This window comes from Paenibacillus sp. TCA20, from assembly GCF_000732325.1.
Taxonomy (GTDB): Bacteria; Bacillota; Bacilli; order Paenibacillales; family Paenibacillaceae; genus Paenibacillus; species Paenibacillus urinalis.
This window is the reverse complement of sequence record NZ_BBIW01000003.1, coordinates 468,559-490,642: the sequence shown is the minus strand read 5'-3', so window position 1 is coordinate 490,642 and position 22,084 is coordinate 468,559. Positions and strand designations below refer to the sequence as shown.

At 45.4% G+C, this 22,084-nt stretch carries 25 protein-coding genes; 1 reads left to right on the top strand and 24 read right to left on the bottom strand.

What is annotated here, in order from left to right:
- Positions 1 to 3: 3 nt before the first annotated feature.
- The 5 genes from bshA to TCA2_RS08640 form a co-directional block, all read right to left on the bottom strand.
- The gene (gene bshA / locus TCA2_RS08660; protein WP_047911161.1) at positions 4 to 1,170 is read right to left on the bottom strand and encodes an N-acetyl-alpha-D-glucosaminyl L-malate synthase BshA; all 1,167 of its coding nucleotides are present in this window, start codon (positions 1,168 to 1,170) and stop codon (positions 4 to 6) included.
- Positions 1,171 to 1,248: 78 nt separating this feature from the next.
- Entirely contained in the window at positions 1,249 to 1,677 is a 429-nt protein-coding gene (locus tag TCA2_RS08655; RefSeq protein WP_047911160.1) for a methylglyoxal synthase, read from the bottom strand.
- Positions 1,678 to 1,741: 64 nt separating this feature from the next.
- A complete protein-coding gene (gene dapB, locus TCA2_RS08650) occupies positions 1,742 to 2,545 on the bottom strand; it encodes a 4-hydroxy-tetrahydrodipicolinate reductase (protein ID WP_047911159.1) in 804 nt (267 codons plus the stop codon).
- 21 nt (positions 2,546 to 2,566) lie between these two features.
- Positions 2,567 to 3,103, bottom strand: coding sequence for a tetratricopeptide repeat protein (locus tag TCA2_RS08645; protein ID WP_047911158.1), 537 nt, complete (start codon positions 3,101 to 3,103; stop codon positions 2,567 to 2,569).
- A gap of 50 nt (positions 3,104 to 3,153) precedes the next feature.
- A complete protein-coding gene (locus TCA2_RS08640; protein WP_047911157.1) occupies positions 3,154 to 3,483 on the bottom strand; it encodes a nucleotide pyrophosphohydrolase in 330 nt (109 codons plus the stop codon).
- A gap of 198 nt (positions 3,484 to 3,681) precedes the next feature.
- On the opposite strand from TCA2_RS08640, the gene TCA2_RS08635 reads away from it, so the two are divergent.
- Positions 3,682 to 4,548: a YitT family protein gene (locus TCA2_RS08635; protein WP_047911156.1), complete on the top strand. Its 867-nt coding sequence runs from the start codon at positions 3,682 to 3,684 to the stop codon at positions 4,546 to 4,548.
- 92 nt (positions 4,549 to 4,640) lie between these two features.
- On the opposite strand, the gene TCA2_RS08630 is transcribed toward TCA2_RS08635, so the two are convergent.
- The 19 genes from TCA2_RS08630 to trpE all read right to left on the bottom strand — a co-directional run bounded on the left by TCA2_RS08630 (position 4,641) and on the right by trpE (position 21,798).
- Positions 4,641 to 5,486 carry a sporulation protein YpjB gene (locus tag TCA2_RS08630; RefSeq protein WP_052511828.1) on the bottom strand — a complete coding sequence of 282 codons (846 nt, stop codon included), beginning with the start codon at positions 5,484 to 5,486 and terminating at the stop codon, positions 4,641 to 4,643.
- A gap of 48 nt (positions 5,487 to 5,534) precedes the next feature.
- Entirely contained in the window at positions 5,535 to 6,203 is a 669-nt protein-coding gene (locus TCA2_RS08625) for a DUF1405 domain-containing protein (RefSeq protein WP_047911155.1), read from the bottom strand.
- A gap of 73 nt (positions 6,204 to 6,276) precedes the next feature.
- Positions 6,277 to 7,155, bottom strand: a complete 879-nt coding sequence (locus TCA2_RS08620) for a menaquinol-cytochrome c reductase cytochrome b/c subunit (RefSeq protein WP_047911154.1) — start codon at positions 7,153 to 7,155, stop codon at positions 6,277 to 6,279.
- 19 nt (positions 7,156 to 7,174) lie between these two features.
- The gene (gene qcrB / locus TCA2_RS08615; RefSeq protein ID WP_047911153.1) at positions 7,175 to 7,846 is read right to left on the bottom strand and encodes a menaquinol-cytochrome c reductase cytochrome b subunit; all 672 of its coding nucleotides are present in this window, start codon (positions 7,844 to 7,846) and stop codon (positions 7,175 to 7,177) included.
- 15 nt (positions 7,847 to 7,861) lie between these two features.
- Positions 7,862 to 8,404, bottom strand: coding sequence for a ubiquinol-cytochrome c reductase iron-sulfur subunit (locus TCA2_RS08610; RefSeq protein ID WP_047911152.1), 543 nt, complete (start codon positions 8,402 to 8,404; stop codon positions 7,862 to 7,864).
- Positions 8,405 to 8,589: 185 nt separating this feature from the next.
- Positions 8,590 to 9,042 carry a DUF2487 family protein gene (locus tag TCA2_RS08605; RefSeq protein ID WP_047911151.1) on the bottom strand — a complete coding sequence of 151 codons (453 nt, stop codon included), beginning with the start codon at positions 9,040 to 9,042 and terminating at the stop codon, positions 8,590 to 8,592.
- Positions 9,043 to 9,261: 219 nt separating this feature from the next.
- A complete protein-coding gene (locus tag TCA2_RS08600; RefSeq protein ID WP_047911150.1) occupies positions 9,262 to 9,441 on the bottom strand; it encodes an IDEAL domain-containing protein in 180 nt (59 codons plus the stop codon).
- A 51-nt stretch (positions 9,442 to 9,492) separates the two neighbouring features.
- Positions 9,493 to 10,584, bottom strand: a complete 1,092-nt coding sequence (locus tag TCA2_RS08595) for a hypothetical protein (RefSeq protein ID WP_047911149.1) — start codon at positions 10,582 to 10,584, stop codon at positions 9,493 to 9,495.
- 104 nt (positions 10,585 to 10,688) lie between these two features.
- Positions 10,689 to 11,288 carry a histidine phosphatase family protein gene (locus TCA2_RS08590; protein WP_047911148.1) on the bottom strand — a complete coding sequence of 200 codons (600 nt, stop codon included), beginning with the start codon at positions 11,286 to 11,288 and terminating at the stop codon, positions 10,689 to 10,691.
- Positions 11,285 to 11,908 (bottom strand): anti-sigma factor, encoded by a 624-nt coding sequence (locus TCA2_RS08585; protein ID WP_047911147.1) that lies wholly within the window; start codon positions 11,906 to 11,908, stop codon positions 11,285 to 11,287. Before TCA2_RS08585 ends, TCA2_RS08590 begins: the two co-directional genes overlap by 4 nt.
- The gene (locus tag TCA2_RS08580; protein WP_047911146.1) at positions 11,905 to 12,498 is read right to left on the bottom strand and encodes an RNA polymerase sigma factor; all 594 of its coding nucleotides are present in this window, start codon (positions 12,496 to 12,498) and stop codon (positions 11,905 to 11,907) included. The genes TCA2_RS08585 and TCA2_RS08580 overlap by 4 nt, the downstream gene beginning before the upstream one ends.
- 930 nt (positions 12,499 to 13,428) lie before the next feature.
- Complete coding sequence (locus TCA2_RS08575) at positions 13,429 to 14,541, bottom strand: prephenate dehydrogenase (protein WP_047911145.1); 1,113 nt, start codon at positions 14,539 to 14,541, stop codon at positions 13,429 to 13,431.
- 9 nt (positions 14,542 to 14,550) lie between these two features.
- Complete coding sequence (hisC, locus tag TCA2_RS08570) at positions 14,551 to 15,648, bottom strand: histidinol-phosphate transaminase (protein ID WP_047911144.1); 1,098 nt, start codon at positions 15,646 to 15,648, stop codon at positions 14,551 to 14,553.
- 49 nt (positions 15,649 to 15,697) lie between these two features.
- Complete coding sequence (trpA, locus tag TCA2_RS08565) at positions 15,698 to 16,504, bottom strand: tryptophan synthase subunit alpha (RefSeq protein WP_047911257.1); 807 nt, start codon at positions 16,502 to 16,504, stop codon at positions 15,698 to 15,700.
- Positions 16,505 to 16,512: 8 nt separating this feature from the next.
- Positions 16,513 to 17,709: a tryptophan synthase subunit beta gene (trpB, locus tag TCA2_RS08560; protein ID WP_047911143.1), complete on the bottom strand. Its 1,197-nt coding sequence runs from the start codon at positions 17,707 to 17,709 to the stop codon at positions 16,513 to 16,515.
- The gene (locus TCA2_RS08555) at positions 17,706 to 18,392 is read right to left on the bottom strand and encodes a phosphoribosylanthranilate isomerase (RefSeq protein WP_047911142.1); all 687 of its coding nucleotides are present in this window, start codon (positions 18,390 to 18,392) and stop codon (positions 17,706 to 17,708) included. Before TCA2_RS08555 ends, trpB begins: the two co-directional genes overlap by 4 nt.
- Positions 18,389 to 19,192, bottom strand: coding sequence for an indole-3-glycerol phosphate synthase TrpC (gene trpC / locus TCA2_RS08550; RefSeq protein WP_047911141.1), 804 nt, complete (start codon positions 19,190 to 19,192; stop codon positions 18,389 to 18,391). Before trpC ends, TCA2_RS08555 begins: the two co-directional genes overlap by 4 nt.
- Positions 19,182 to 20,231 carry an anthranilate phosphoribosyltransferase gene (gene trpD, locus TCA2_RS08545; protein ID WP_047911140.1) on the bottom strand — a complete coding sequence of 350 codons (1,050 nt, stop codon included), beginning with the start codon at positions 20,229 to 20,231 and terminating at the stop codon, positions 19,182 to 19,184. Before trpD ends, trpC begins: the two co-directional genes overlap by 11 nt.
- Before the next feature lie 16 nt (positions 20,232 to 20,247).
- Positions 20,248 to 21,798: an anthranilate synthase component I gene (gene trpE / locus TCA2_RS08540; protein WP_047911139.1), complete on the bottom strand. Its 1,551-nt coding sequence runs from the start codon at positions 21,796 to 21,798 to the stop codon at positions 20,248 to 20,250.
- Positions 21,799 to 22,084: the final 286 nt, after the last annotated feature.

The window sequence follows — 22,084 nt, the reverse complement described above, 5'->3', positions numbered from 1 at the left end:
CGATCAATGCTCCAGTCCGACCCCCACATTTTGCTGTGTAAGTACGCGGCTGTATATTTGCTCATACTGAGCTGTAATTTTATCGATATCAAAATGATCGCTCGCTCTGTCCAGGCATGCCTGTTTGTAGCTCTTCATCATTTCTTCATTACGCAGCAGCATTAATGCATATTCTGCCATTTGCTTCGTATCTCCAATACCGGCAAGAAGTCCTGTACTTCCATGCGTGACCAGCTCAGGTATTCCCCCAGCCATTGAGCCGATCGTAGGAACCCCACAAGCCATAGCTTCAAGGGCTACAAGGCCAAAGCTCTCTTTTTCCGAGGGGAGGAGCAGCAGATCAGCCATGGAGATGACCTGAGCAACATCATCTTGCTTACCTAACAAGTGTACTCGATCTGTTAGTCCCAGCTCCTGAATTTTACACTGAATCTTGGGCAGATCAGGTCCTTCCCCGACCAAAATAAGCTTTGTCGGAAGTTCTCTGTTCACCCGGGCAAAGATATCGACGACATCCAGCGTTCGTTTAACGGGACGGAAGTTCGAGATATGCATCAGCACCTTCTCATCCTTGGAAGCGTACTCCGCCCGAAGTGATGTGCTGTTACGCGGATAATATATTTTGTTATCAATAAAATTGTAGGTCAAATCAATCTTCTGTTTAACATCAAGCAGCTCATGCGTCTCACGGATGAGATCCTGCGATACCGCGGTCACCGCGTCACTCTTATTAATGGCTAGCTCAATCAAGTCCTTCAGCGACTCATCCTGAGCCAGCACGGTAATATCCGTACCATGCAGTGTGGTTACGACCTTCAGATCATCAGGCAGCATTTGCTTAGCCAGGTAAGCACACACGGCATGAGGAACTGCATAATGAACGTGAAGCAAATCCAGCTGCTGGGCTTTGGCAACCTGCGCCATCTTGGTAGCTAGTGATAAATCATAAGGTGGATAACGAAACACGTAATAATCATTTACTTCCACCTCGTGGTAAAAGATATTGCGATGGAATTTGCCCAGTCTGAAAGGGATGCTGTTCGCAATAAAATGAACTTGATGCCCTTTTTCGGCGAGTCGCTTACCAAGTTCTGTTGCTACGACTCCCGAACCGCCCAGAGACGGATAACAGGTGATCCCGATTTTTAGATGTCTGCCCGCTTGATTCAAAGGGAAGGGCCTCCTTTATGATGATGTCTATATATAATGCGGATCTATTTAATAATAAATGAGAAGAGCTGTATGGACCTATACTTCCATATCTGATCCTGGCTTATATTTATGTACAAGCTCGCGCCAGCCAAAATCACCACGCTCCAAAGCCTTAACAAGGATTTCAGCCGTCGCTACATTGGTAGCCAGCGGTATTCCCTGCACATCACATAGTCTTAACAGCGCATTAATATCCGGTTCATGCGGCTGTGCCATAAGCGGATCACGTAGGAAGATAATTAGATCCATCTCGTTTTTGGCCACAAGCGCACCAATCTGCTGATCGCCGCCCAGAGGTCCGGACATAAAGCGATGAATCTTTAAATTCGTTCCTTCCATGATACGTTGACCGGTTGTTCCTGTAGAAAACAAGTTATTGCCTTCAAAAGCTTTTTCATAAGCCGTTACAAAGTTAACCATTTCATCCTTCTTACGATCATGAGCAATAAAAGCGATATTAAGCATCTATGTTCTCTCCCTTTTGATATCTATATAATTAGATTTAACAGCAATATGAAAACGATTCTATTTAGTCAATAAAATGGTCAAAACCGTAAATCATGCCAGTATATTCCATGACCTTCTGGACTCCTATCTTAACACCTGGCATATATCCTGCCCGTTCATAAGAATCATGTCTAATCTTCAGGGTTTGTCCGAAATCACCAAAAATGACTTCCTGCTGTGCAAATACACCTGGCAGCCTGACACTATGAATCCGGAATCCGTTGTAGTACCCGCCTCTTGCTCCTTCAATCGTTTCCTCTTCATTCGGGTTACCTTGGCGAAGCTCCTCTCGGTTCTCTGCAATCATTTCGGCAGTTTTGATCGCTGTTCCTGATGGTGCATCCAGCTTCTGATCGCCATGGTACTCAATGATTTCGAGATTAGGCATATATTTGGCAGCCTGCGCTGCGAACTTCATCATCAGAATAGCCCCGATGGAGAAATTGGGTGCAATCAGCCCGCCAATTCCTTTATCTTGGCATTGCTTGTCCAAATCTTGAATTTGCTCTGGAGTAAATCCCGTTGTCCCCATTACTGGTCTTACACCGTATGAAATGGCGAGGGAGGTATGCTCATAAGCATACTGGGGTGTAGTAAAATCAACCATAACGTCCGCATTAGAGTCTCTGAGCGCATCCTCTAACTGATCTGTAACCAGTACACCGCAAGGCTCCAGACCAACCAGTCTGCCTGCATCCTCGCCTGCTCTGGAACGATTGACGGCTGCAGCCAGTTCAAGTTCTTCATCCTGCAGAACTAGCTTGACGACTTCACGTCCCATACGCCCTCCCGCGCCTACAACAATAACCTTCAATTTCTCTGCCACTTTAGAAACACTCCTTATATTCTAGCTTGATGATTTATTCTTATTAGACTTCATTCGATTGTGAAAATCCTGCAACAGTTGTGTTAATTGTTCATTCTGCGGCTCCAGCGATATCGCTTCTTTGAGCACCGCGATCGCTAGAATGTACTCATCCATTTCGGCATAGGCAATGGCTAGCCATACGTAAGCATCCGTATAGAGCGGATCAAGCTCAATTGACTTCTTCAGCTGTGCGAGTATATCCTCTCTGGCCTTAGACAAATCAGACGCCGATGCTTCAATGAGCTGTCTTGCACCTGCAGTCAGCTTCTTCGCCTCAAGGCTTCCTAGGTGCATAATATACTCACCATGGTCTGGCGCAAGTTCTGCTGCTTTTTGAGCATGTAGCAAAGCCTGCTCCAGCTTCCCATTGCGTGCATAGGTAATCGAGCAGCGATAATGAATTTCGGCATTGTTTGGTTCCTTCTCTATTGCCGTTTCGAACCAGTACACCGCAAGCTCGTAATCACCATGCAGAATAGCTTTATATGCTTCTTGGATATAAGGATAAGATTTCATGCGTGCTGTCCCTCCCGAATATGGGTTAGTACAGCATATGTAAGGATGGATTATTCGGTGTCCTTTTTGGTCCAGCGATTCGCATCTCTTGTATTAAATTTATGCATTACTTTGTTATGAGCCTCCGTCAGATCAATGCCGAGTGAGTTCGCAAAACAAAGGGTAATAAATAAAATGTCCCCAAGTTCAAGCTCAATGGAGTTGTCAGCCTCCGTAGATTTCTTGGGCTTCTCCCCGAATTCGTGATTAACCTCACGGGCAAGCTCCCCTACTTCCTCTGTCATTCTCGCAAGCATTGTCATCGGGCTGAAGTACCCTTCCTTGAACTGTGAAATGTAACGGTCCACTTCCCGTTGGATTTCAGCAAGACTTTTCTCCATACCAGTTGTAGCTCCTTACCGATAAATTTGCTTTATTCCAATGTTAACGTATTGAGATAGTGAAAACAAATCATTTTTTTAATACGAGGAGGAAACAGGCATACTACGTTTGTACACCCTTCAGACCATTTCTAGCGAGTAAAATTATGGTTATAAAGTGCATGGAAAGAACAAACAGCTCAGTGAGGTATATTGATAATGAAAAATAAATGGATGGACCAATTAAAAATCATCCTTCCCATTATGCTCGGCACTGCCGTTTTTGCATTTGGACTGCTGTACTTTATTATTCCGAATCAGCTGATGGAAGGTGGAGTAACGGGAATAACCGTCCTGCTCAATTATGCGTTTGGTATATCTCCCTCTTTATCAACCCTGGTCATCAATATCCCGCTATTCATCCTGGGATGGAAGGTACTCGGCGGAAGACAAATTCTCTACACAGGCATCGGGATTGTTCTGCTCACTTTCTTCCTTGGCCTGTTCGAGAGACTTATTGAAGCAGACTATATTGTTCCGTTTAAGACAGAACATGATTATCTGCTCGCCGCTCTATACGCAGGGGTAACGATTGGGACAGGACTTGGAATTGTCTTTCGCGCCGGAGGCACTACCGGTGGATCAGATATCATTGCAAGAATTTTATCCCGCAGATCAGGAATCAGTATCGGTAAAGTGATGCTCGGCATCGATATTATCATTATTGGTTCTTCGCTTTTTTTCATTCCTTTGGATAAGATCTTATATACGCTGGTGTCCGTCTTTATCAGCTCTAAGGTAATTGATTTTATTCAGGAAGGCGCCTATTCCCTTAAATCCTTTACTATTATAAGTGATCAGGCGGATCAGATTGCACAGAAAATTACGATTGAAATGGATAGAGGAGTGACATTGGTGCCCGCGGTCGGAGCTTATTCTAAACAAGCAAAGCATGTGGCTTATTGTGTGGTTGCCAGACAAGAGATCAGACAGCTGCAGGAAATTATTAAATTAGCAGATGCCAAAGCCTTTGTTATTATTTCGGAGGTGCAAGATGTATATGGCGAGGGATTTAAAGAGGAATAGCCCGGATCACCGGGCTTTTTAATGATACGGAATGACATGAGACTATTACATCGATTTCCAATAAATATCGTCGATTCACAATCTTCAATAGCCTATCTTCTTGTGAATGGAGCTGTTTCTGTGCCTTGAAATTTACGATATCCGACATAAGCCAATACCGCCATAATGGTGGAGCCTATGAACAGCTCGGCAGCCCAAGGCTCAGGACCACTCGCAAACGGAGTAAAGGCCGTTTCATCCTTTTCCTTGCCGAACAGAGCATTTACAAATTCATCTCCCTGCTGCAAGGCTTCAGCAACCGCTTCATAGTTCGGCTCTGAACGCATGGTCAGCCCCTTTAAATAGGACATCCACGAGTCAAAACGTTCAATTTCATATGGCTGCTTCTTGATAATTGCCGCTGGACGAATGGTTTCGTAATGCTGCTCAAACTCTCCATATGTAACCATGAGTAGATCAGCTCGTTGGTTTAGTGCCCCTTCTTGAACCGCTGCAATATCCTCTTTCAATATTTTATAATATTGCAGCCACAGCGGTTTCTCAGGATGTGCGAGGGTATCCACAGCCAGTCTTAATTTAGCAGAAGCATGCTGCAGCGAATCGGCAGCTGCATCCGTACTCGCGGATGCCTCTTTGACTTCAACGATCGTTTCAGTCAATGCATGCATCCCTTCCACACTCGTTACCCCATCATAGGACAATCGCCCAACCTGGGTAGTTATCAACTGAACATCCTCCCGAACACCGACTAGATTGTTCTCGAGGGATTTCCGGTACAATGAAGTCGCTGTATCGTTCAGCCGCTTCATGAGCTCTGAATCAGCTTGTGTCTCCTGAGCACTTGCAGCAGACACACTGGAAACAATCGCACCACTGAGCAGCGTGCAGCAGAGCATAGCTGTAATCACACAGGAAGATCGTTTTATAAGCGAAAACATGGACATCCCCTCCTACCTTATCGTATGAGGGGATGTGAGAGCCTAGTACTATAATCGTTTGGTTTGTCTGAGCGCGATGAAGCCGGTAAGAATGGAAGCCAGTGAGAGAACTACTGTGAAATTACGAACTCGGTTTATGTAGACGTCAACAGCATTCGGAAGACCTGGATAGATGCCTTTCGTATAATCCAGCGTATCATTAAGTAATGTCCATGTACCAGCAAACACAAGACTGCCCAGTCTAAAACCGAAGAATCGAGCATACAGCAGCACTTCAACAGCCATGGCCAGGTGAGAAGCAATCAACATAAAATCCGACCAGATCATATCCACTCCAAGAGACCAGCCTGCTACGATCATGACAACTGCCCATATACCATATTTAAATGAAGTGACAAAAGCCAAAGCTTGAATGACATGTCCTGTTTTCTTCAGCCAAGACGATGAAGCAGGATACAATAAGAATAGAAGTGATATGGTAAAAAACAGACTTGCTGTCGGGCTGTCAGGAACGAATACAATCAGCCATGCAGGATAATGGTCCAGCGTGGACTGCAGCTGCGCTCCGTACCATATATAACCATATACCGTTCCCAGTAGGTTACACAAAAATAACAACCAAAGAAAGCCTCGATGCATGAGAAAGGCCCGGCTCCATAAGAAAGAAATCGAAAACACCTGTATCCCCCTCTGACAAATTGCAATATGAAGTATCATATGTACATTATTTCTACATTCCGAAAAAAACCTGACTGCGGCTGCAGTCAGGCTTTCAGCTATAACCTATATTTTACTGTTCTGCTTTCTGAAGTGCAAGCCACTCTGCTAAGGTGTTAATATCTTCGTCTGTGAGTCCTTGCGCAATATTACCATCATATTGTGCCGGCATTCCACCTACACCTTCTTTGATGATCGTGAGAATTTCTTCCTGGCTGTGCTTGTCACCGATTCCGAGCAGCGCCGGAGCACCCTGTCCTTTCAAGTCCACGGCATGACAGCTTACACAGGTCGCTTTCTTATAGATCTCAGCTCCCGCAGCATCAGGCTCGACAATCGCGATCTCATCCTCCTCCTGAGACGGAGCAAATGATGTGGATTCGCCTGCCGCATGCCTCTCCTCCGCTTCCTTCTCCCGCTGAATATGCTCCGGCTCCTGTCCCGTAGCTTCAAGCTCATGCTTGTAGTGAGTCCAGGCAACATTCGTCAAGTAGATCACCGAAACAATCGACAACAGCATAAGCGAGGAGGCAATCGGTCTTCTATAGAAGCGGCGTTCCTTACCCGTATCAAGAAAAGGGGCCAGGAGCAGTGCACCGAACGCAACTCCAGAAACACCCAGGGTACCGAGAACGACGTAATCGCCAGAAGCGTATGGATATTTCAAATATTGGTATAAGAATAAGAAGTACCAGTCCGGCATCGGAATGACGTTAGCACTTGGATCAGCCGGATATCCGAGTGGAGCAGGCTCCGAAATGGTCAGTACTAAAAAACCAACCAGAACGACGACACCTACCATCCATTCTTTCAATAGGAAGTTAGGAATGAACGCTTCGGACTTACCCGGATATGACGTATAGTCGGGTGGAGTAATAAAGCCCTCTCCCTTGCGAACCCGAGAATCACCAACAAATACAACCTTCTCATCCGATTTCTTCCCGTGTGCCATAGGCTTATCCTCCCTTCGATTATAGTGGTCCGGAAATTCCTTGTCTGCGAATCATAATAAAATGTCCAACAAGCAGAATGAGCAGAACAGCCGGAAGGAAGAATACATGCAGAGCAAAGAATCTGGTCAAGGTCTCCGCTCCGACAATGGACCCGCCCTGTAGAAGTTCTTTGATAACCGGGCCAAGCACAGGTACCGTATTCGCAATCTCTAGTGTAACCTTCGTTGCGAAGTACGCTTTGTTATCCCAAGGCAGCAGGTATCCCGTTAATCCCAAGCCAAGCATAACAAAGAAGATCAGCATCCCGACTACCCAGTTCATCTCGCGAGGTGCTTTGTATGAACCTGTAAAGAACACCCGCATCGTATGTAGAAACATCATAACTATTACCAAACTAGCTCCCCAGTGGTGCATGCCCCGTACAATTTGACCGAATGCAACCTGGGTCTGTAAGAACTCTACGCTCGCATAAGCGTTAATGATATCCGGTACGTAATACATCGTGAGGAACATCCCGGACAGAATCTGTATTACCGTAATGAAAAACGTAAGTCCGCCGAAACAATAAACAAAAGCCGAGAAGTGATGAGCGGGATTCACGTGTTCAGGAACTTCATGGTCAGCAACGTCACGCCAAATCGGGGTAATGTCCAGACGTTCGTCGACCCAGTTGTAAATATTCTTAAACATCTACTCACGCCCTCCCTATTGGACTCTAGTATTTGGAACAATGCTTCCGAGATACACCCAGCCTTCCTCTTCCTTGACGGTGTATTCATCAAGCGGCGCTGAAGCAACCTCCAGCTGCTTGCCTTCCTTCGTATAATGCGCACCATGACACGGACAGAAATATTCGTCTGGATATGTCGGGTTGTTATTGTAACGCACGGTACAACCCAGATGCTTGCAGATCGGTGATAAGGCGTATATGACTCCATCCTCACCTCTCCTGATCCAGGCAACCAAGGACGAATTGCTAAGATACCAGCCATCTTGCTGTTTAAGCTCAAAAGTCACTTCCTGAGGCTCTTCCGTGACCTTACTCACTTCAATGACTTTCACAAAATCGCCTTCATCGTCCTTCTGCAGTATCGGGTCTACAGCAAAACGGATCATCGGCAGAGCTGCACCCGCAGCCATGTAAGCCGTCGCACCGCCCAAAGTGTAAGTTAGAAACTGTCTGCGTGACATCTCTTTACGACCGGGTGGTTTAGGCAGTTGGTGCTCTTTGTCTTTGTGATTGCTCATCCTCTTCCAACCCCCTTTTTCATCCAAATATTTCATTGTTCTTTTAAAATATTCCACAAATTACTAGGACATACATTATCATATATTAGCCTCCATTGACCGTCAAGAATTTGTCACACATTTTAAAATAAAGAATGGAAGCGTTATATTGAAAATGTTGGTATTTTGTCACAATTTATTTCAAGCTATTGTAATCCCCATAGTCGATACACGTCACGATGTATTTTTTGTGACAATTGATTGATTTTTTCAGCTGACTCCTCCTTGCTCTTGCTCACTGAAATTTCACATTTAGGGAAAGTAAATATCAAATCTGAAGCAGTAACCACGGAGGGATTAATCTCTTGACCTATGCTCATGATGATGACAAACTTAAACCCGCTTGATTTCAATTGTCTGCATACATCATTCAAGGACTCCTGATGCTCCTTCGCTGTATAATGGAATGCCGGATAGGTGACTACCCGTCCTTTGAATGGAATTTCTACGATATCAAGCAAATCTCTCAAATCTTCTAAAGCGCTTACAGCTTCAAGAGGCGATTCCTGTCCTGTCAGGCCTGTATATGGGATAATACATGTATCCAAGTATGGCTTCCATTCCATCCATTCGTCTTGACTGATCTCGCTGAATTTCAAGGCCAGTATTCCTCCCTATCGTTTGTGTTATTTTCCCTCTATTATAAAGCTAGTCTTCACCCGTTGGGAAGAGCTTCAATTCATTGAATGATTTATTATAAAAAGCAAAAAAACCCACTTATTATATGGGTAGACTCCAGCCATATAGTAAGTAGGGTTGACTAAATCAGTTGTGAAATTGATTTAGGTTATAGGCAAAATATGACTTGCTTGCGTTTGTTAGTTAATTAATCTCAGTTCATCCGTCAGGTTACGAAAAGCCACTTCATCCCCCGATGCCAGTGCTTTATCAATTTCATCCAAGAGCTTTTCACTTCGATGTTTCTTTAACGCCTCGTCCCACACCATCTCAGCAGCCAGTCCTAACATGACCTCGTAAGTAACTTTCATTTTATCCATAGGATGCACCTCCAACCAATTGTTTGTTTAATCAAATTTCTGTTCCGATCATTAAAGAAGGATAATATGGGAGCTGGATACTTTACTCCCCCAGGCCGTTATTTGTATAACCTGCCCTTCCTGCTCGGTATCTCCGCATCGGATCATCCCCAAATGCAAGAGCATCTGTAATATGCGCTGCGTAAAAACGACTTCCTTGGAATCATAGTAGAACGGATGTACCAAATCCCCTATGCTCTCCAATAGCGATGATACTGTGACCCACCTCTCAGCACACCTGCCAATCCAATAAACGACGGATGCTACATTAGGTATAGCCCCTTTATACTGTCTTAACCAAAAGCGGAATAGCTGTATCATCTCTTCTTCCCGCGCTGTCTCCATCGATGCTCTGCCCTCTGTAGTCAGTTCAAGCAGCCCATTATGTTCAGTTACATATCGACGATGATACGCGTAGTCGTACAGCAGAGCTAATCGGTCTGGGTATTCTTTGTAAGTACGGCCATATCCAAAGCGCCAGCCGCCCTTTCCGAGAAGAGGTTCCTGAATGTTCAGAAATTCCATCAGCTGTTGTTGAGTTCGCCTGTACATAAATCCTTCCTGATTCAAAGGGATCTCATATTGATCAACGAACTTTAGCATCTGTCTGAGATCCTCGGCAAGCAAGTGGTGTTCATCTCGATATGCAGAGGGTTCATTTATGTTTACCATCATCTGTTTAAATCTTTCCTGCAATATGCGAAGAAATTTAAGTTTTAGATCATTAGGTACTTGATACAAATACCGGGTCTGATGAGTCGAGCCATTAAATAACCATCCGGACTTGGTGAAATGGACAATAATATCTCTAAAATAAGAGCCGGGTTGTCCACCCTTCGGATCAATGGCTTGTCTAGCCAGCGCAGTGAGCTCTTCCATACTGAACCTGGCTCTTGTGTCGAACAACAACGCATTCAAAAAACAAAGATGTCCGATCGGAAGCTTCTCCACCTGTTCTTCAACAAAGGATTTGCTGCCTAACGTAATTAAGATGCTCTGAATCAATTCATGTTTTGAATTGGTCTTGCTTGAGCATTCATAATGGTTCGCAATGCGGTTCAGCTGACCGATATCGGCATATGTGAGAAGATCCGCTAAATTCATTGTTCCATCGCCTCGCCGTTTTACTACCATTATGGGAATTATTACAACATTTATTCCAAAATCGCAAAAAAATAACCCGAATATTATCGGGTTACCGCTTAAACCTATTTCTTGTTAACAGAATCTGCTGCTAGTAAATGCTTCGTGCAATTATACAATAGCGGGTTCCAATCCGACTCCGACTTCTCCAGAATCGTTAGTGATAAATTGCCGATCCGCTCAGAATATTGATCTTCATACAGAGCTCTGTACAACTGAGCAAGCAGTGCACCGTGGGATATCACAAGAATATGATGATCAGGGTATTGCTCTGCTAAGTCATGCATGAAGGATAGGATTCTTGCCTGCATTGCGGGTTCTTTCTCTTGACCCAGATCCTGCAGGTTCCAGTCGGTCCCCCATTTCGCTTCACGTTCCAGAGCAGTAAGTCCTTCAGCCTGGCCAAAGGATCTTTCTTTGAGGCGCTCATCTGGCGGAAGCATAGGTGTACTCAAAATACCAGAAATGATCTCACCTGTCTCCTGCGCACGTGACAATCCGCTGGTAATGATATAATCCCACTTGTAAGGTTCCTCAAGAAGTCTGTTACCCAGCAGTCTTGCTTGCTGCCTGCCTTCCTCGTTCAGCGGAATATCACTTTGACCTTGTATACGACCTAGTACATTCCAGTCAGTCAATCCATGACGAATAAGACCTATTCTCATTGCTTGCTCCCTTCTCGAGAAGTGATCGCCCGTCCATGATGTATGCGGCGAAGAGAGAATAACGCCACTCCCAGAGCAATTAAAGACAGTATCATCCAATGCTCAGGATAAGCCTTCATTCCAACAACCAATGGTTCCATTATACCGCTTGTTCTACTTTCATCATGATGCCAGATAGATAACGATGTGGAAGTACTCGCTACAGCCGTCGGAACGATACCCGATTGCTGCTTCGCAGCTTCTCCCATGTCAGAGCCCAGACTTGAAGTCATAAAGACAACACTGCACAAGAACAAAGCCAGACATGCAGATATCCAAATAGATAACCGATGATTCACCGTCTGTGGCAACAATGGATAGGTTCTCACATCGCTCTTCTGAATATTCGGATTATCCTTATAGATCCGTTCCATAACTTTGGCGTGCATGGATTGGATCTTCTTCTCAGGTATTTGTTCAGCAGTCATAGGGATCAGCTCATACAACTCAGTCCATTCCTCATACTCTGTCCTGCATGCTTTACATCCCTGAATATGCTGCGTAAATTCTAGCTTTATTGGGTGATGTGCAGGCAGATCCCAAATCATTGCCATATGCTCTCGGGCATCGCTGCAATTCATTGATTCTTCATCCCCTCGTATTCCTCGTAAATCGGTTCAAAGAAATAAGACTGCAATTGATTCTTGACACTCATTCGAGCACGAAACAACAAGGATTTAACAGAACTTACGGTCTGTCCTAAAATATTTGATATTTCTTGATAGTCTAGTTGGTCATACTCTCTTAAAATGATTGCAGTACGCTGCTTGTCAGGCAAATTGTTGATCGCTTCACGCACCTTCACAACGCGTTCACTCGTAAGCATCGCCTGTTCAGGCGCAGTGTCTGCAGAAGCGATTGGCATGAAGCCGCTCTCTTCCAGTGGAATATTTGCAGTTCGTTGTTTGCGAAGCTCGCTAAGAACCGTATTTCTAGCAATAGTATACACCCATGTAGAGAAGGATGCATCAATTTCACGGAAAGAATGCAAGCTCCGGTAAGCTTTGTAAAAAGTTTCAGATACTAGATCTTCAGCTAAATGTTCAAGCCCTGAACTTCTCAACATGTGATATACAAATGCATACATTTTACGCTCATAACGCTTCATCAATTCTGAATATAAATCAATATTCCCCTCTTTAATCTCCTTGATCAGCTCTGAATCATCCATTAGGCCTATGCTCCTCCTTGCCTATCCTTAGCCTGCTCCCATGTAAGGCATCTAAGAACAACTTATAAGTAAATTGGGATCACGCATTTCTATAATTACATCTAACAATTCGTTATGAAGATAGACCGTATGAAACGGTATGACATATTGTGTTTGAAAGGAATTTCACACCTTAATCTAAATTGAAAAATTATAAATAAATGACAGAAATGTAATGGTCGTTAGGAGCCGCAGCATGTTCTTGCTGTATATTTCCATCCCATATGTAGTAACACTTTCCTAAACATGACTTTATGACCAAGGAACATTATACCATACAACCGACCATAGTTTCCCAATAAAATAGTTAAATTTTTGTAAACTTCAGTTACAACATTACTTTCAGCCTAGGTCAGCCTCTTTTTCATATCCCATCTTTTGAAATCCCACTAAATTAGTGACGGAATTGAACTGGAAATAGTTGCAGGTAAATTGGAATTTAATTTTTCTGATGAAGCGATATCACGATTTTTAGTGGGGTTGTGAACTGGATCGCACAGAAGAAATATATAATATACAAAAAAAGCCGCTCTTTATGAGCGACTCTTCAATATTGAATAATTTAGACGATGTAACGAAAGGTTCACTGAAGCGATTGACGCATGATACTGATTCATTTTTGCTGGGATAAAATTTCCACACTTCTAACAAAAAAAGAGGCCGTGAACCGAGTTCACGACCCGTTGCCCATTTTCAGAGCAACTCAGTTATTGGATAGGAGTGGAGAGAAACCATACTGTACTTTTATTATATGTATACGTTTTCATTTTGTCAACCATTATTATACATTAATTTATTTTCTTGTTCATTTGCTCAGTTAAAGCGATTTTATTAGGTTTAAAAACCATGTAGAAGGCAATATAAAAAGCCAGAAAGCCGCTTGCACGCTTCCTAGCTTCTAACGGTGTAATTCTGGGAGATCAGCAGCTGTGCCGCACGCTCCATGTCCTCTTCCTGCCTGAATGACAGCCTTAAGATCCCCGGCACGTCCTCCCGGCTCTCGATAATTTGCATGTTGCTCAAATTGATAGCCGCTGTACCTAGCTCTGTTGCAATCCTGCCAATAATACCTGGCGTATCCGGTACATCAATATAAATATCAAACAATGAGGTAATAACACCTTTTCTTCTCTCTGGCAGCTGATTACGAAACGCACCTGCAGACCGGAATGCTTCTTCAATCGCTTCCCCATTTTGATGCTCTATTATATCCGTAAACCGCTGAATCTGCATATTCCAATCCTTGAACAATCGCAGAAGCACTTCCCGATTACTTAACAATATATCTCTCCATACAAGAGGATCACTGGATGCAATCCGGGTTATATCCCTGAAGCCTCCGGCAGCAAGCAGCTGATACAGCGGCTCTGCCTCGTTATACCCGCTGACCTGATTGACCAGAGCTACAGCGATAATATGCGGCAAATGACTGATGGCTCCGACGATATCATCATGATGCTTCGGATCAACTCGAATGACCTGTGCCTTCGTATGGGTAAGCAGCTCCTTGAGCGAATTGTACACATGCTCAGGAATTCCTTCTAAAGGAGTTAATACATAATATGCATTCTCAAACAGCAAAGCCGAAGCCGCTTCAACACCCGATCTTTCAGAGCCAGCCATGGGATGCCCGCCAATAAAATAGGCATCCTGAAAATCAAGCGATTTTGCGGCTGAGGTAATCGAAGCTTTGGTGCTTCCCACATCTGTAATGATGCAGCCTTTCTTAAGTGGAAGCTTGCTAAGTAGTTCAAGATAGTAATTCAGCATGCCCACCGGTACGCTTAAAAATATATAATCCGCATCCATAGCCGCTTCTTCAATTGACAACGTTACTTCATCCAATACTCCACTCTGCATGTATCGCTCCTGGAGTGCAGGCTCGTGAGCATATCCTACGACGGTAATTCCGGGTTTTCCTCTGAAACACAAGGCAAGGGACCCACCAATGAGTCCCACCCCGAAAATGGCTATTTTTTGTGTATGATTGTCTGATTCATTCATAAGCAGCCGTTACACTCCAGTAGTTTCAGCCTTCAGCACATATTCCAGCGCCTTGATGAAAGCCTCGTTCTGCTCTTTGGTACCAATAGAAACTCGGATATAGGCAGGATAGACTTGAAAACCAGGACGAACAATAATCCCTTGTCTCAGCAACGCATCAAACATCTCACCTGCTGGTCTGCCTGCATCAACCATTATAAAGTTGCCATGTGTTGCATAGTAGTGGAGTCCCAGACGCTCGAATTCGCCCTGTAAATACGTTACTCCTTCACGGTTCAAGTCACGGCATTGCGTAACAAAGGCCTGATCACTCAGGGCTGCACGGGCTGCGGACTGTCCTAATCGATTCGTATTAAACGGTTCTCTAACCTTATTGATGAGCGAGATTATCTCAGGCTGTGCGACACCGTAGCCAATGCGAAGCGCAGCAAGTCCATATATTTTAGAGAAAGTGCGCAGCACCACAAGATTAGCGTATTTAGCGAGAAGAGGAATCGTTTGCGGATACGCTGCATCCGTGACGTACTCATAATATGCTTCATCAAGAACGACCATTACATCCTGCGGCACCCGGTCCAGGAAAGATACGAGCTCAGCTTCAGATACAATCGTTCCCGTTGGATTGTTCGGATTACATACCCAGATGATCTTCGTCTTTGAGGTTACTTTCTCCAGCATTCCTTCAAGATCATGTTTGCCTTCAACCAGCGGAACCTCTATGCTTACCGCACCTTCAATATCAGCATTGCTCTTATAAACGGAGAATGTCTGGTCGGCCATAATTGTCTCATCCCCGCTCACAAGGAACGCTCTAGTAATGAGGGCAATGACTTCATCCGAGCCTGCACCGAAAATAATCTGCTCTCTGCCTACGTTAAGATGTTCAGCCAGATCAGCAGTCAAATCTCCAGCGCTTCCATCAGGATAAATACTCAAATTCATCAGCTCAGCCTGTATTGCTTCTCTTGCTTTTGGTGAGCTGCCATAAGGGTTCTCATTGGAGGCCAGCTTGATCACTTCGCTTAACCCTAGTTCACGTTTGACTTCTTCAATGGGCTTCCCTGGTTTATAGACGGGTATGTTAACGATCTGTGATTTAGGTTTCAATGTTAAAGCCCCTCCTCTGTATGCTTAATAAGAATAGCTGCAGCATTCGCTACAGCTTTAATTGTGCCACAAAATTCCGGATTTGCAAAAGCCCCTCTTGCTTGGTTGCAGGATCTGACAGTAATGGAATGCTCGTCTCAATTTGTCTAACGATCGCACTCCCTACGACAACACCGTCACATAGCTTCGAGAATCGCTCCACCTGCTCACGGCTTGAAATACCAAAGCCAACGGCGACAGGAAGAGTAGTGTACGATTTAACCGTGTCAATAAACTCTTCAACTTCAAGGTGGAACGAGGATCTTTCTCCTGTCACACCGAGCGATGAAACACAGTAGATGAATCCTCTTGCTTTTTTGACAATGTTCTCAATTCTAGTCTTTGAGGTTGGTGCCACCAGGGGTATAAGGTGAATATTAGCCTTGTCTGCATAAACTCTGATTTCTTCCGACTCCTCAATTGGCAGATCAGGTATAATGATGCCACTGATATCGTGATCCTTCAGCAGTTCAAAGAAAGTCTCAAGTCCGGTTTGAAGCACAGGATTATAATAAGTAAACAGCACAAACGGCAGCTTCGCCCCTGCTTCTCTGGCTCGTTTTGCTGCCTCCATGCAGGTGCGAATCGTAATATGCTGCTTCAAGGCACGCTCAGAAGCCCGCTGGATCACAGGCCCGTCTGCAAGAGGGTCCGAGTAGGGAACACCCAGCTCGATGACGTCAGCTCCTGCTGCTTCCAGCTCGAGTATTATTTCGATACTTGTCTCAATGTCAGGATCACCAATCGTAAGAAAAGGAATCAGTGCTGTTTTGTTCTCAGACTTGAGTCTCTCAAACGTAAGATCCATTAAATTCAACTGTATGCTCATGAGAGTTGACCTCCCGTGTACTTCATGATGGATTCAACATCCTTGTCTCCCCGGCCAGATAAACAGATAACCACAATCTGGTCCTTGTCCATGGATGGAGCAATCTTGGCCACCTCTGCCACTGCGTGAGCGGATTCGAGCGCAGGAATAATTCCCTCTGTGCGGCTGAGCAATTGAAGTGCATCCAGCGCTTCCTTGTCAGTAATCGGCACATACTGAGCACGCTTGATCTCTTTGAGATAAGAATGCTCGGGTCCTACCCCTGGATAATCCAATCCTGCTGAAATCGAGTGTGCTTCCTGAACTTGTCCGTATTTATCCTGCAGCAAGAGACTCATGGAGCCTTGGAATACGCCATGTGTTCCCTTGCTCATCGTGGCCGCATGATATTCCGTATCGACGCCTTTGCCTGCAGCTTCGCAGCCAATAAGCTCTACGGAGTCGTCATTTATAAAAGGGTAGAACATGCCGATTGCATTTGAGCCTCCACCGACAGCTGCTACAATCTTATCAGGCAGTCTTCCTTCTGCTTCAATAATCTGTCTTCTCGTTTCGTCTCCGATGACGCGCTGAAAATTACGAACCATCAGTGGATATGGATGGGGGCCGACTGCTGAACCGAGAATATAGAAGGTATCCTCTACATTACTGACCCAGTACCTAAGAGCCTCATTCCCTGCATCCTTGAGCGTCCGGGTACCTGATGTGACGGGAACGACCTCGGCTCCCAGCATGTTCATCCGAAATACATTAAGCTGCTGACGCTTCGTATCCTCTTCTCCCATGAACACCTTGCATTCCAAGCCCAGCAGCGCAGCAACCGTTGCCGTTGCCACCCCATGCTGTCCTGCTCCTGTTTCAGCGATGACCTTTTTCTTACCCATGCGCTTAGCAAGCAGGCCTTGCCCCAGTGCATTGTTAATTTTATGAGCGCCGGTATGGTTTAGATCCTCACGCTTCAAATATATTTTGGCCCCGCCAAGCTGCTGGGTTAAATGTTCTGCATAATAAAGAGGAGTCTCCCTGCCCGAATACTGCTTCAGCAAATAGTTCAATTCCTCATTAAACTCAGGATCCTCTGAAAAACGCTTATACTCCTGCTCTAATTCGATCAGGGCATTCATTAACGTTTCCGGCACATACCGCCCTCCAAAAGGACCAAAACGACCATATTCATCCGGTAATTGCGTCATGCCTTCTTCACCCTCTCCACAAAAGCTGTCATTTTAACGATGTCTTTATGTCCATCTGTCTCAACGCCGCTTGAAACATCTACTCCGTCCGGAGCATAACGACGCACAAGCCCGGTTACGTTCTCCGCATCAAGTCCGCCGGCTACAAACAGCGGAATTCCCGTACGATCAGCCCACTGCTGATAGGGCAGGCTCTTCTCCCAAGCAAAGGTCTTACCGGATCCTCCGCCATATACTCCATCGTAAGTATCGAGCAGAATGGCATCTACTTTACCTTTATACGGGTTCAGCTGATCATGGGCACTCATGCCTGGAGTCTGATTCTCGTGAATGGAGAAAGCTTTAAACACCTGTACCCCAAGCACTTCTCTGACCTTCTGACAAAAATCCGGGGATTCCTGTCCATGCAGCTGAATCACGTCTAGCGGAGCTTGATCTAGTATTGCTGTAAGCTCTTCCCAGTCAGGATTAACAAAAACCCCTGCTGATCTGGGAGAAGGTACGGCTTCCCATTCATTCAGCACGTTACAGAGCTGTGCTGCATGTTCCGCAGATACTTGGCGCCTCGACTTCGCGAATACAAAACCAATAAAATCGACAGTTAAGTGCTTCATTGATTTTAGCACTTCAACGTCCTGAAGTCCACATATTTTTAGAAGCGGTTTAGCCTGCTGTACCGTCATTTTCTCACCTGTTCCCCTGCACCCATAAGCTCAAGAACAGCCTGACTCACATTATCCTGGCGCATAAACTGCTCGCCGACAAGGATGCCTTTTGCACCTGCCTGCTTCACATACTCCACATCTTGCGGTGTGCGAATACCGCTCTCGCTGATTAAGGTGACATGCTCAGGCACAAGCTCTGCCAGTTCAGCCGTCGTCTCAAGGCGAGTTTCAAAAGTGCGAAGATTTCGGTTGTTGATCCCGATTAGAGAGGCACTGCCAATATCCAGAACACTTAGCAACTCCTCCTTATCATGGACTTCGACAAGTGCATCCAGACCCAAATCCCGGGCATAGCTTATATATCTGGACAGCTGAGCTGAATCCAGTATGCTTGCAATCAGCAGAACTGCATCTGCACCTATGATCCGGGCTTCCGCAATTTGTTTCTCATCAATTATAAAATCTTTGCGCAGCAGCGGAACGTTTACCTGCTGACGGATTGCTGTCAAATATTCGGGCTTCCCTTGAAAGTAATGGATATCCGTCAGCACCGACATACAATCTGCACCTGCGGCCTCATAGGCTTTTGCGATGTCGACAGGATCAAAATTACTTCGGATTAATCCCTTTGATGGAGAAGCTTTCTTTACTTCAGCGATCAGCCCCATGCCTCTCACATGTTCCTTGGACAATGCTCTTTCGAAGCCTCTTGCAGCAGGTAGTGCTGCGATTCTTTTTTCCGCTTCATTTATATCGAATACGCTGGATAATGCTGCAACCTCTTCCTTCTTCGTTGCTACAATGCGATCAAGATACATAATCATACTCTCCCGTCTTCTGAATAAGCTGTGTCAATTTATCAGATGCTTTGCCGGAATCAATTGCATTTTTGGCCAAGTGGACCCCTTCTGCGATACTTCCCGCAAGTCCTGCTACATAAATGGAAGCCCCTGCGTTCGCTAGAACGATATCCCGATATCCTCCCTGTTCGCCGGAGAGCACACGTTTAATAATGTCTGCATTCTCGGTAGCTGTTCCTCCAAGTACCTGCTGCAAAGGATACGTCTTGAGTCCCAAATCATCGGGATGAATATCGTAGGTTTGAACAGCTCCATCCTTTAATTCCGATATCTTCGTCCGGTCTGAAATACTGATCTCATCAAGTCCGTCATAGCTTGCAACGACGAGCGCCCGTTTCAGTCCAAGTCTGCCAAGCGATTCTGCAATGGCTTCTGTTCTGGTTACGTCATACACTCCGAGTACTTGGCGGTCTGCTCCAGCTGGATTGGTAAGTGGCCCAAGCAGATTAAAGATCGTCCTTACCCCCAATTCCTTTCGCGGTGCAGCTGCGTACTTCATGGAAGGATGATATACCTGAGCAAATAAAAAACAAATATTGATCGCATCCAGGCAGTCTCTCGCCTGCTCTTGATTCAGATGGATGTTAACTCCTAGTGCTTCGAGCACATCCGCACTTCCCGCTCTTCCGCTTGCAGAACGATTCCCATGCTTCGCAACCCGCACAGATAAAGAGGAGGCGATGATTGCGGAAGCCGTTGAAATATTGAATTTGCTGATCCCTGATCCCCCAGTTCCACAGGTATCCAGCAGATTGTTCTGCTCTGTGAGTACTCTGGCACAGGATTCACGCATCGCTTCTGCAAATCCGGTGATTTCGTCGACCGTTTCTCCTTTTAGGCGCAGAGCCGTCAGCAGTCCCCCGATTTGTGCTGCAGTCGCTTCTCCGCTCATAATATGGCTCATGACATTCCTCGCTTCAATCTGCGTCAGATCTCTGCCTTCCATGATGTTCATGAGGCTTTGCTGAACGGCATTTCCAGTGATGATGGTGCTCATCGTGATCTCCTCCTTATCAATTAGGTGTATAAATATAATCTTGATTCGCGTAGCTCAGGGGCACAGCTGCTTTTGGAAACATTTGTTCAGCATAACGGATTGCAGTTAAGAGTGCCTTCGCTTTGTTTACTGTCTCTTCATATTCCATCTCGGGAACCGAATCCCAGACGATGCCAGCCCCTGCCTGAACATAGGCCTTGCCTTCCTTGAATATAATCGTGCGAATCGTGATACAGGAGTCCATATTCCCGCTGAAGCCCAAGTATCCGATCGCTCCGGCATAGGCACCGCGTGCTTCACGCTCCAGCTCCGCAATGATCTGCATGGCTCTCAGCTTCGGTGCACCGGATACGGTACCCGCCGGAAGACAGGATAGAAAAGCATCAAAGAAATCCTTATCCTCCCTTATCGTGCCAGATACATTCGTCACCATGTGCATGACGTGCGAGTATTTCTCAATCTCCATAAAAGAGTCGCACTTTACGGTACCAAACTGACTGACCTTTCCGATATCATTACGGCCGAGATCAACGAGCATCAGGTGCTCTGCACGTTCCTTCTCGTCCTGAAGCAGGTCTTGTGCTAGACGCTCATCTTCCGCAGCCGTTTCTCCTCTCGGTCTCGTGCCAGCGATTGGCCTAGTCTGTACCCTTCCTCCATCGACCTTGACAAGCGCTTCTGGCGAAGTGCCTACGATCACTTCCTCACCCAGCTTTAAATAATACATATATGGTGATGGATTCAGTGTTCTGAGCACCCGGTATACCTGAAGCGGAGATACCTCGGTCTCAATATGGAAGCGCTGGGACAGCACCACTTGAAAAATATCCCCTGCACGGATATATTCCTTAGCCTGTTCTACATTGGAAATAAATTGATCTTTTGTCAGGTTGGACTTCACATCACCGAGTTCAACTCCACTTGGCATAGCATGACGATTGGCATTCTCCTTCGGTCCTTCATCTGCCAAGATCCTTGCGAGCTTCTCCAGCTTCTCATCCACTAGCTGATAATTACGCAGGATATCCTCATCGCGATCCCCTGGTGCAACATGTACGTTGCCTATTAACAGTAGCTGCTGCTTCACATGGTCAAATACGATGACCTGATCACAGAACATAAACTGAATATCATCCATCTGAAGATCATCAACCGCGTGCTTCGGCAGCTTCTCGTAATACTGCAGCAGGTCATATCCGAAAAACCCGATCGCTCCGCCCGTAAACGGCGGTAATCCGTCCACCATAGGACTGCGGTACTGTCTGAGCAGCACCTTTAGCTCTTCTATCGGTTTGCCTTGCATTTGTTGTCTACGTCCGTCGTGTTCTACAGTAATAACTCCGTTCTTACCGGAGATTGTAATAAAAGGATCGGTGCCGATAAATGAATATCTCGCCCAGTTGCTCCCGCCCTCTACACTCTCTAACAAAAATGCGTATTCCTGCTCTGCGAACCGGCTGAATAACCGGATGGGGGTCTCCATATCAGCAAGAATTCGCTTAACGACAGGAATCAGATTATATTCCCTGGCTTGCCTAAGTACCTCTTGTGCTTCGATATTCAACATCCTTAAAACACTCCCTTGAGCTTAAGATGGGCGAAAGATGAAGTTCAAGAAGTATGCGTGTATGCAAAAAAACCTCTACGAGACTGTAGAGGTTCATTAACGATTATATGAGTATGTAGGCAATAAGAAACCTAAAGAAAATATACTTCCCCTACAATGATTGCCCATAAGTTCAGTACCAGAATATATGCTCAATAATCCTGTACTTACAGATCATCAGGGTATCCATATTCTTCTTTGTTTCTCAACTCTTCAAAAGCCTTGCCTTATGCTTAAAGGCCAAGGA

Coding starts and splice junctions, on each gene's coding strand:
- trpC (WP_047911141.1), bottom strand. CDS start 19,192: ATGTATCTTGATCGCATTGTAGCAACGAAGAAGGAAGAGGTTGCAGCA.
- TCA2_RS08580 (WP_047911146.1), bottom strand. CDS start 12,498: ATGGATGATTCAGAGCTGATCAAGGAGATTAAAGAGGGGAATATTGAT.
- trpE (WP_047911139.1), bottom strand. CDS start 21,798: ATGTTGAATATCGAAGCACAAGAGGTACTTAGGCAAGCCAGGGAATAT.
- qcrB (WP_047911153.1), bottom strand. CDS start 7,846: ATGTTTAAGAATATTTACAACTGGGTCGACGAACGTCTGGACATTACC.
- TCA2_RS08620 (WP_047911154.1), bottom strand. CDS start 7,155: ATGGCACACGGGAAGAAATCGGATGAGAAGGTTGTATTTGTTGGTGAT.
- TCA2_RS08555 (WP_047911142.1), bottom strand. CDS start 18,392: ATGACGGTACAGCAGGCTAAACCGCTTCTAAAAATATGTGGACTTCAG.
- TCA2_RS08630 (WP_052511828.1), bottom strand. CDS start 5,486: ATGTTTTCGCTTATAAAACGATCTTCCTGTGTGATTACAGCTATGCTC.
- TCA2_RS08600 (WP_047911150.1), bottom strand. CDS start 9,441: ATGGATAAAATGAAAGTTACTTACGAGGTCATGTTAGGACTGGCTGCT.
- TCA2_RS08635 (WP_047911156.1), top strand. CDS start 3,682: ATGAAAAATAAATGGATGGACCAATTAAAAATCATCCTTCCCATTATG.
- trpD (WP_047911140.1), bottom strand. CDS start 20,231: ATGAGCACCATCATCACTGGAAATGCCGTTCAGCAAAGCCTCATGAAC.
- TCA2_RS08655 (WP_047911160.1), bottom strand. CDS start 1,677: ATGCTTAATATCGCTTTTATTGCTCATGATCGTAAGAAGGATGAAATG.
- TCA2_RS08595 (WP_047911149.1), bottom strand. CDS start 10,584: ATGAATTTAGCGGATCTTCTCACATATGCCGATATCGGTCAGCTGAAC.
- TCA2_RS08590 (WP_047911148.1), bottom strand. CDS start 11,288: ATGAGAATAGGTCTTATTCGTCATGGATTGACTGACTGGAATGTACTA.
- TCA2_RS08640 (WP_047911157.1), bottom strand. CDS start 3,483: ATGGAGAAAAGTCTTGCTGAAATCCAACGGGAAGTGGACCGTTACATT.
- TCA2_RS08575 (WP_047911145.1), bottom strand. CDS start 14,541: ATGAATGAATCAGACAATCATACACAAAAAATAGCCATTTTCGGGGTG.
- TCA2_RS08610 (WP_047911152.1), bottom strand. CDS start 8,404: ATGAGCAATCACAAAGACAAAGAGCACCAACTGCCTAAACCACCCGGT.
- TCA2_RS08585 (WP_047911147.1), bottom strand. CDS start 11,908: ATGAATTGCAGCGATGCCCGAGAGCATATGGCAATGATTTGGGATCTG.
- TCA2_RS08645 (WP_047911158.1), bottom strand. CDS start 3,103: ATGAAATCTTATCCTTATATCCAAGAAGCATATAAAGCTATTCTGCAT.
- trpB (WP_047911143.1), bottom strand. CDS start 17,709: ATGACGCAATTACCGGATGAATATGGTCGTTTTGGTCCTTTTGGAGGG.
- TCA2_RS08625 (WP_047911155.1), bottom strand. CDS start 6,203: ATGATACTTCATATTGCAATTTGTCAGAGGGGGATACAGGTGTTTTCG.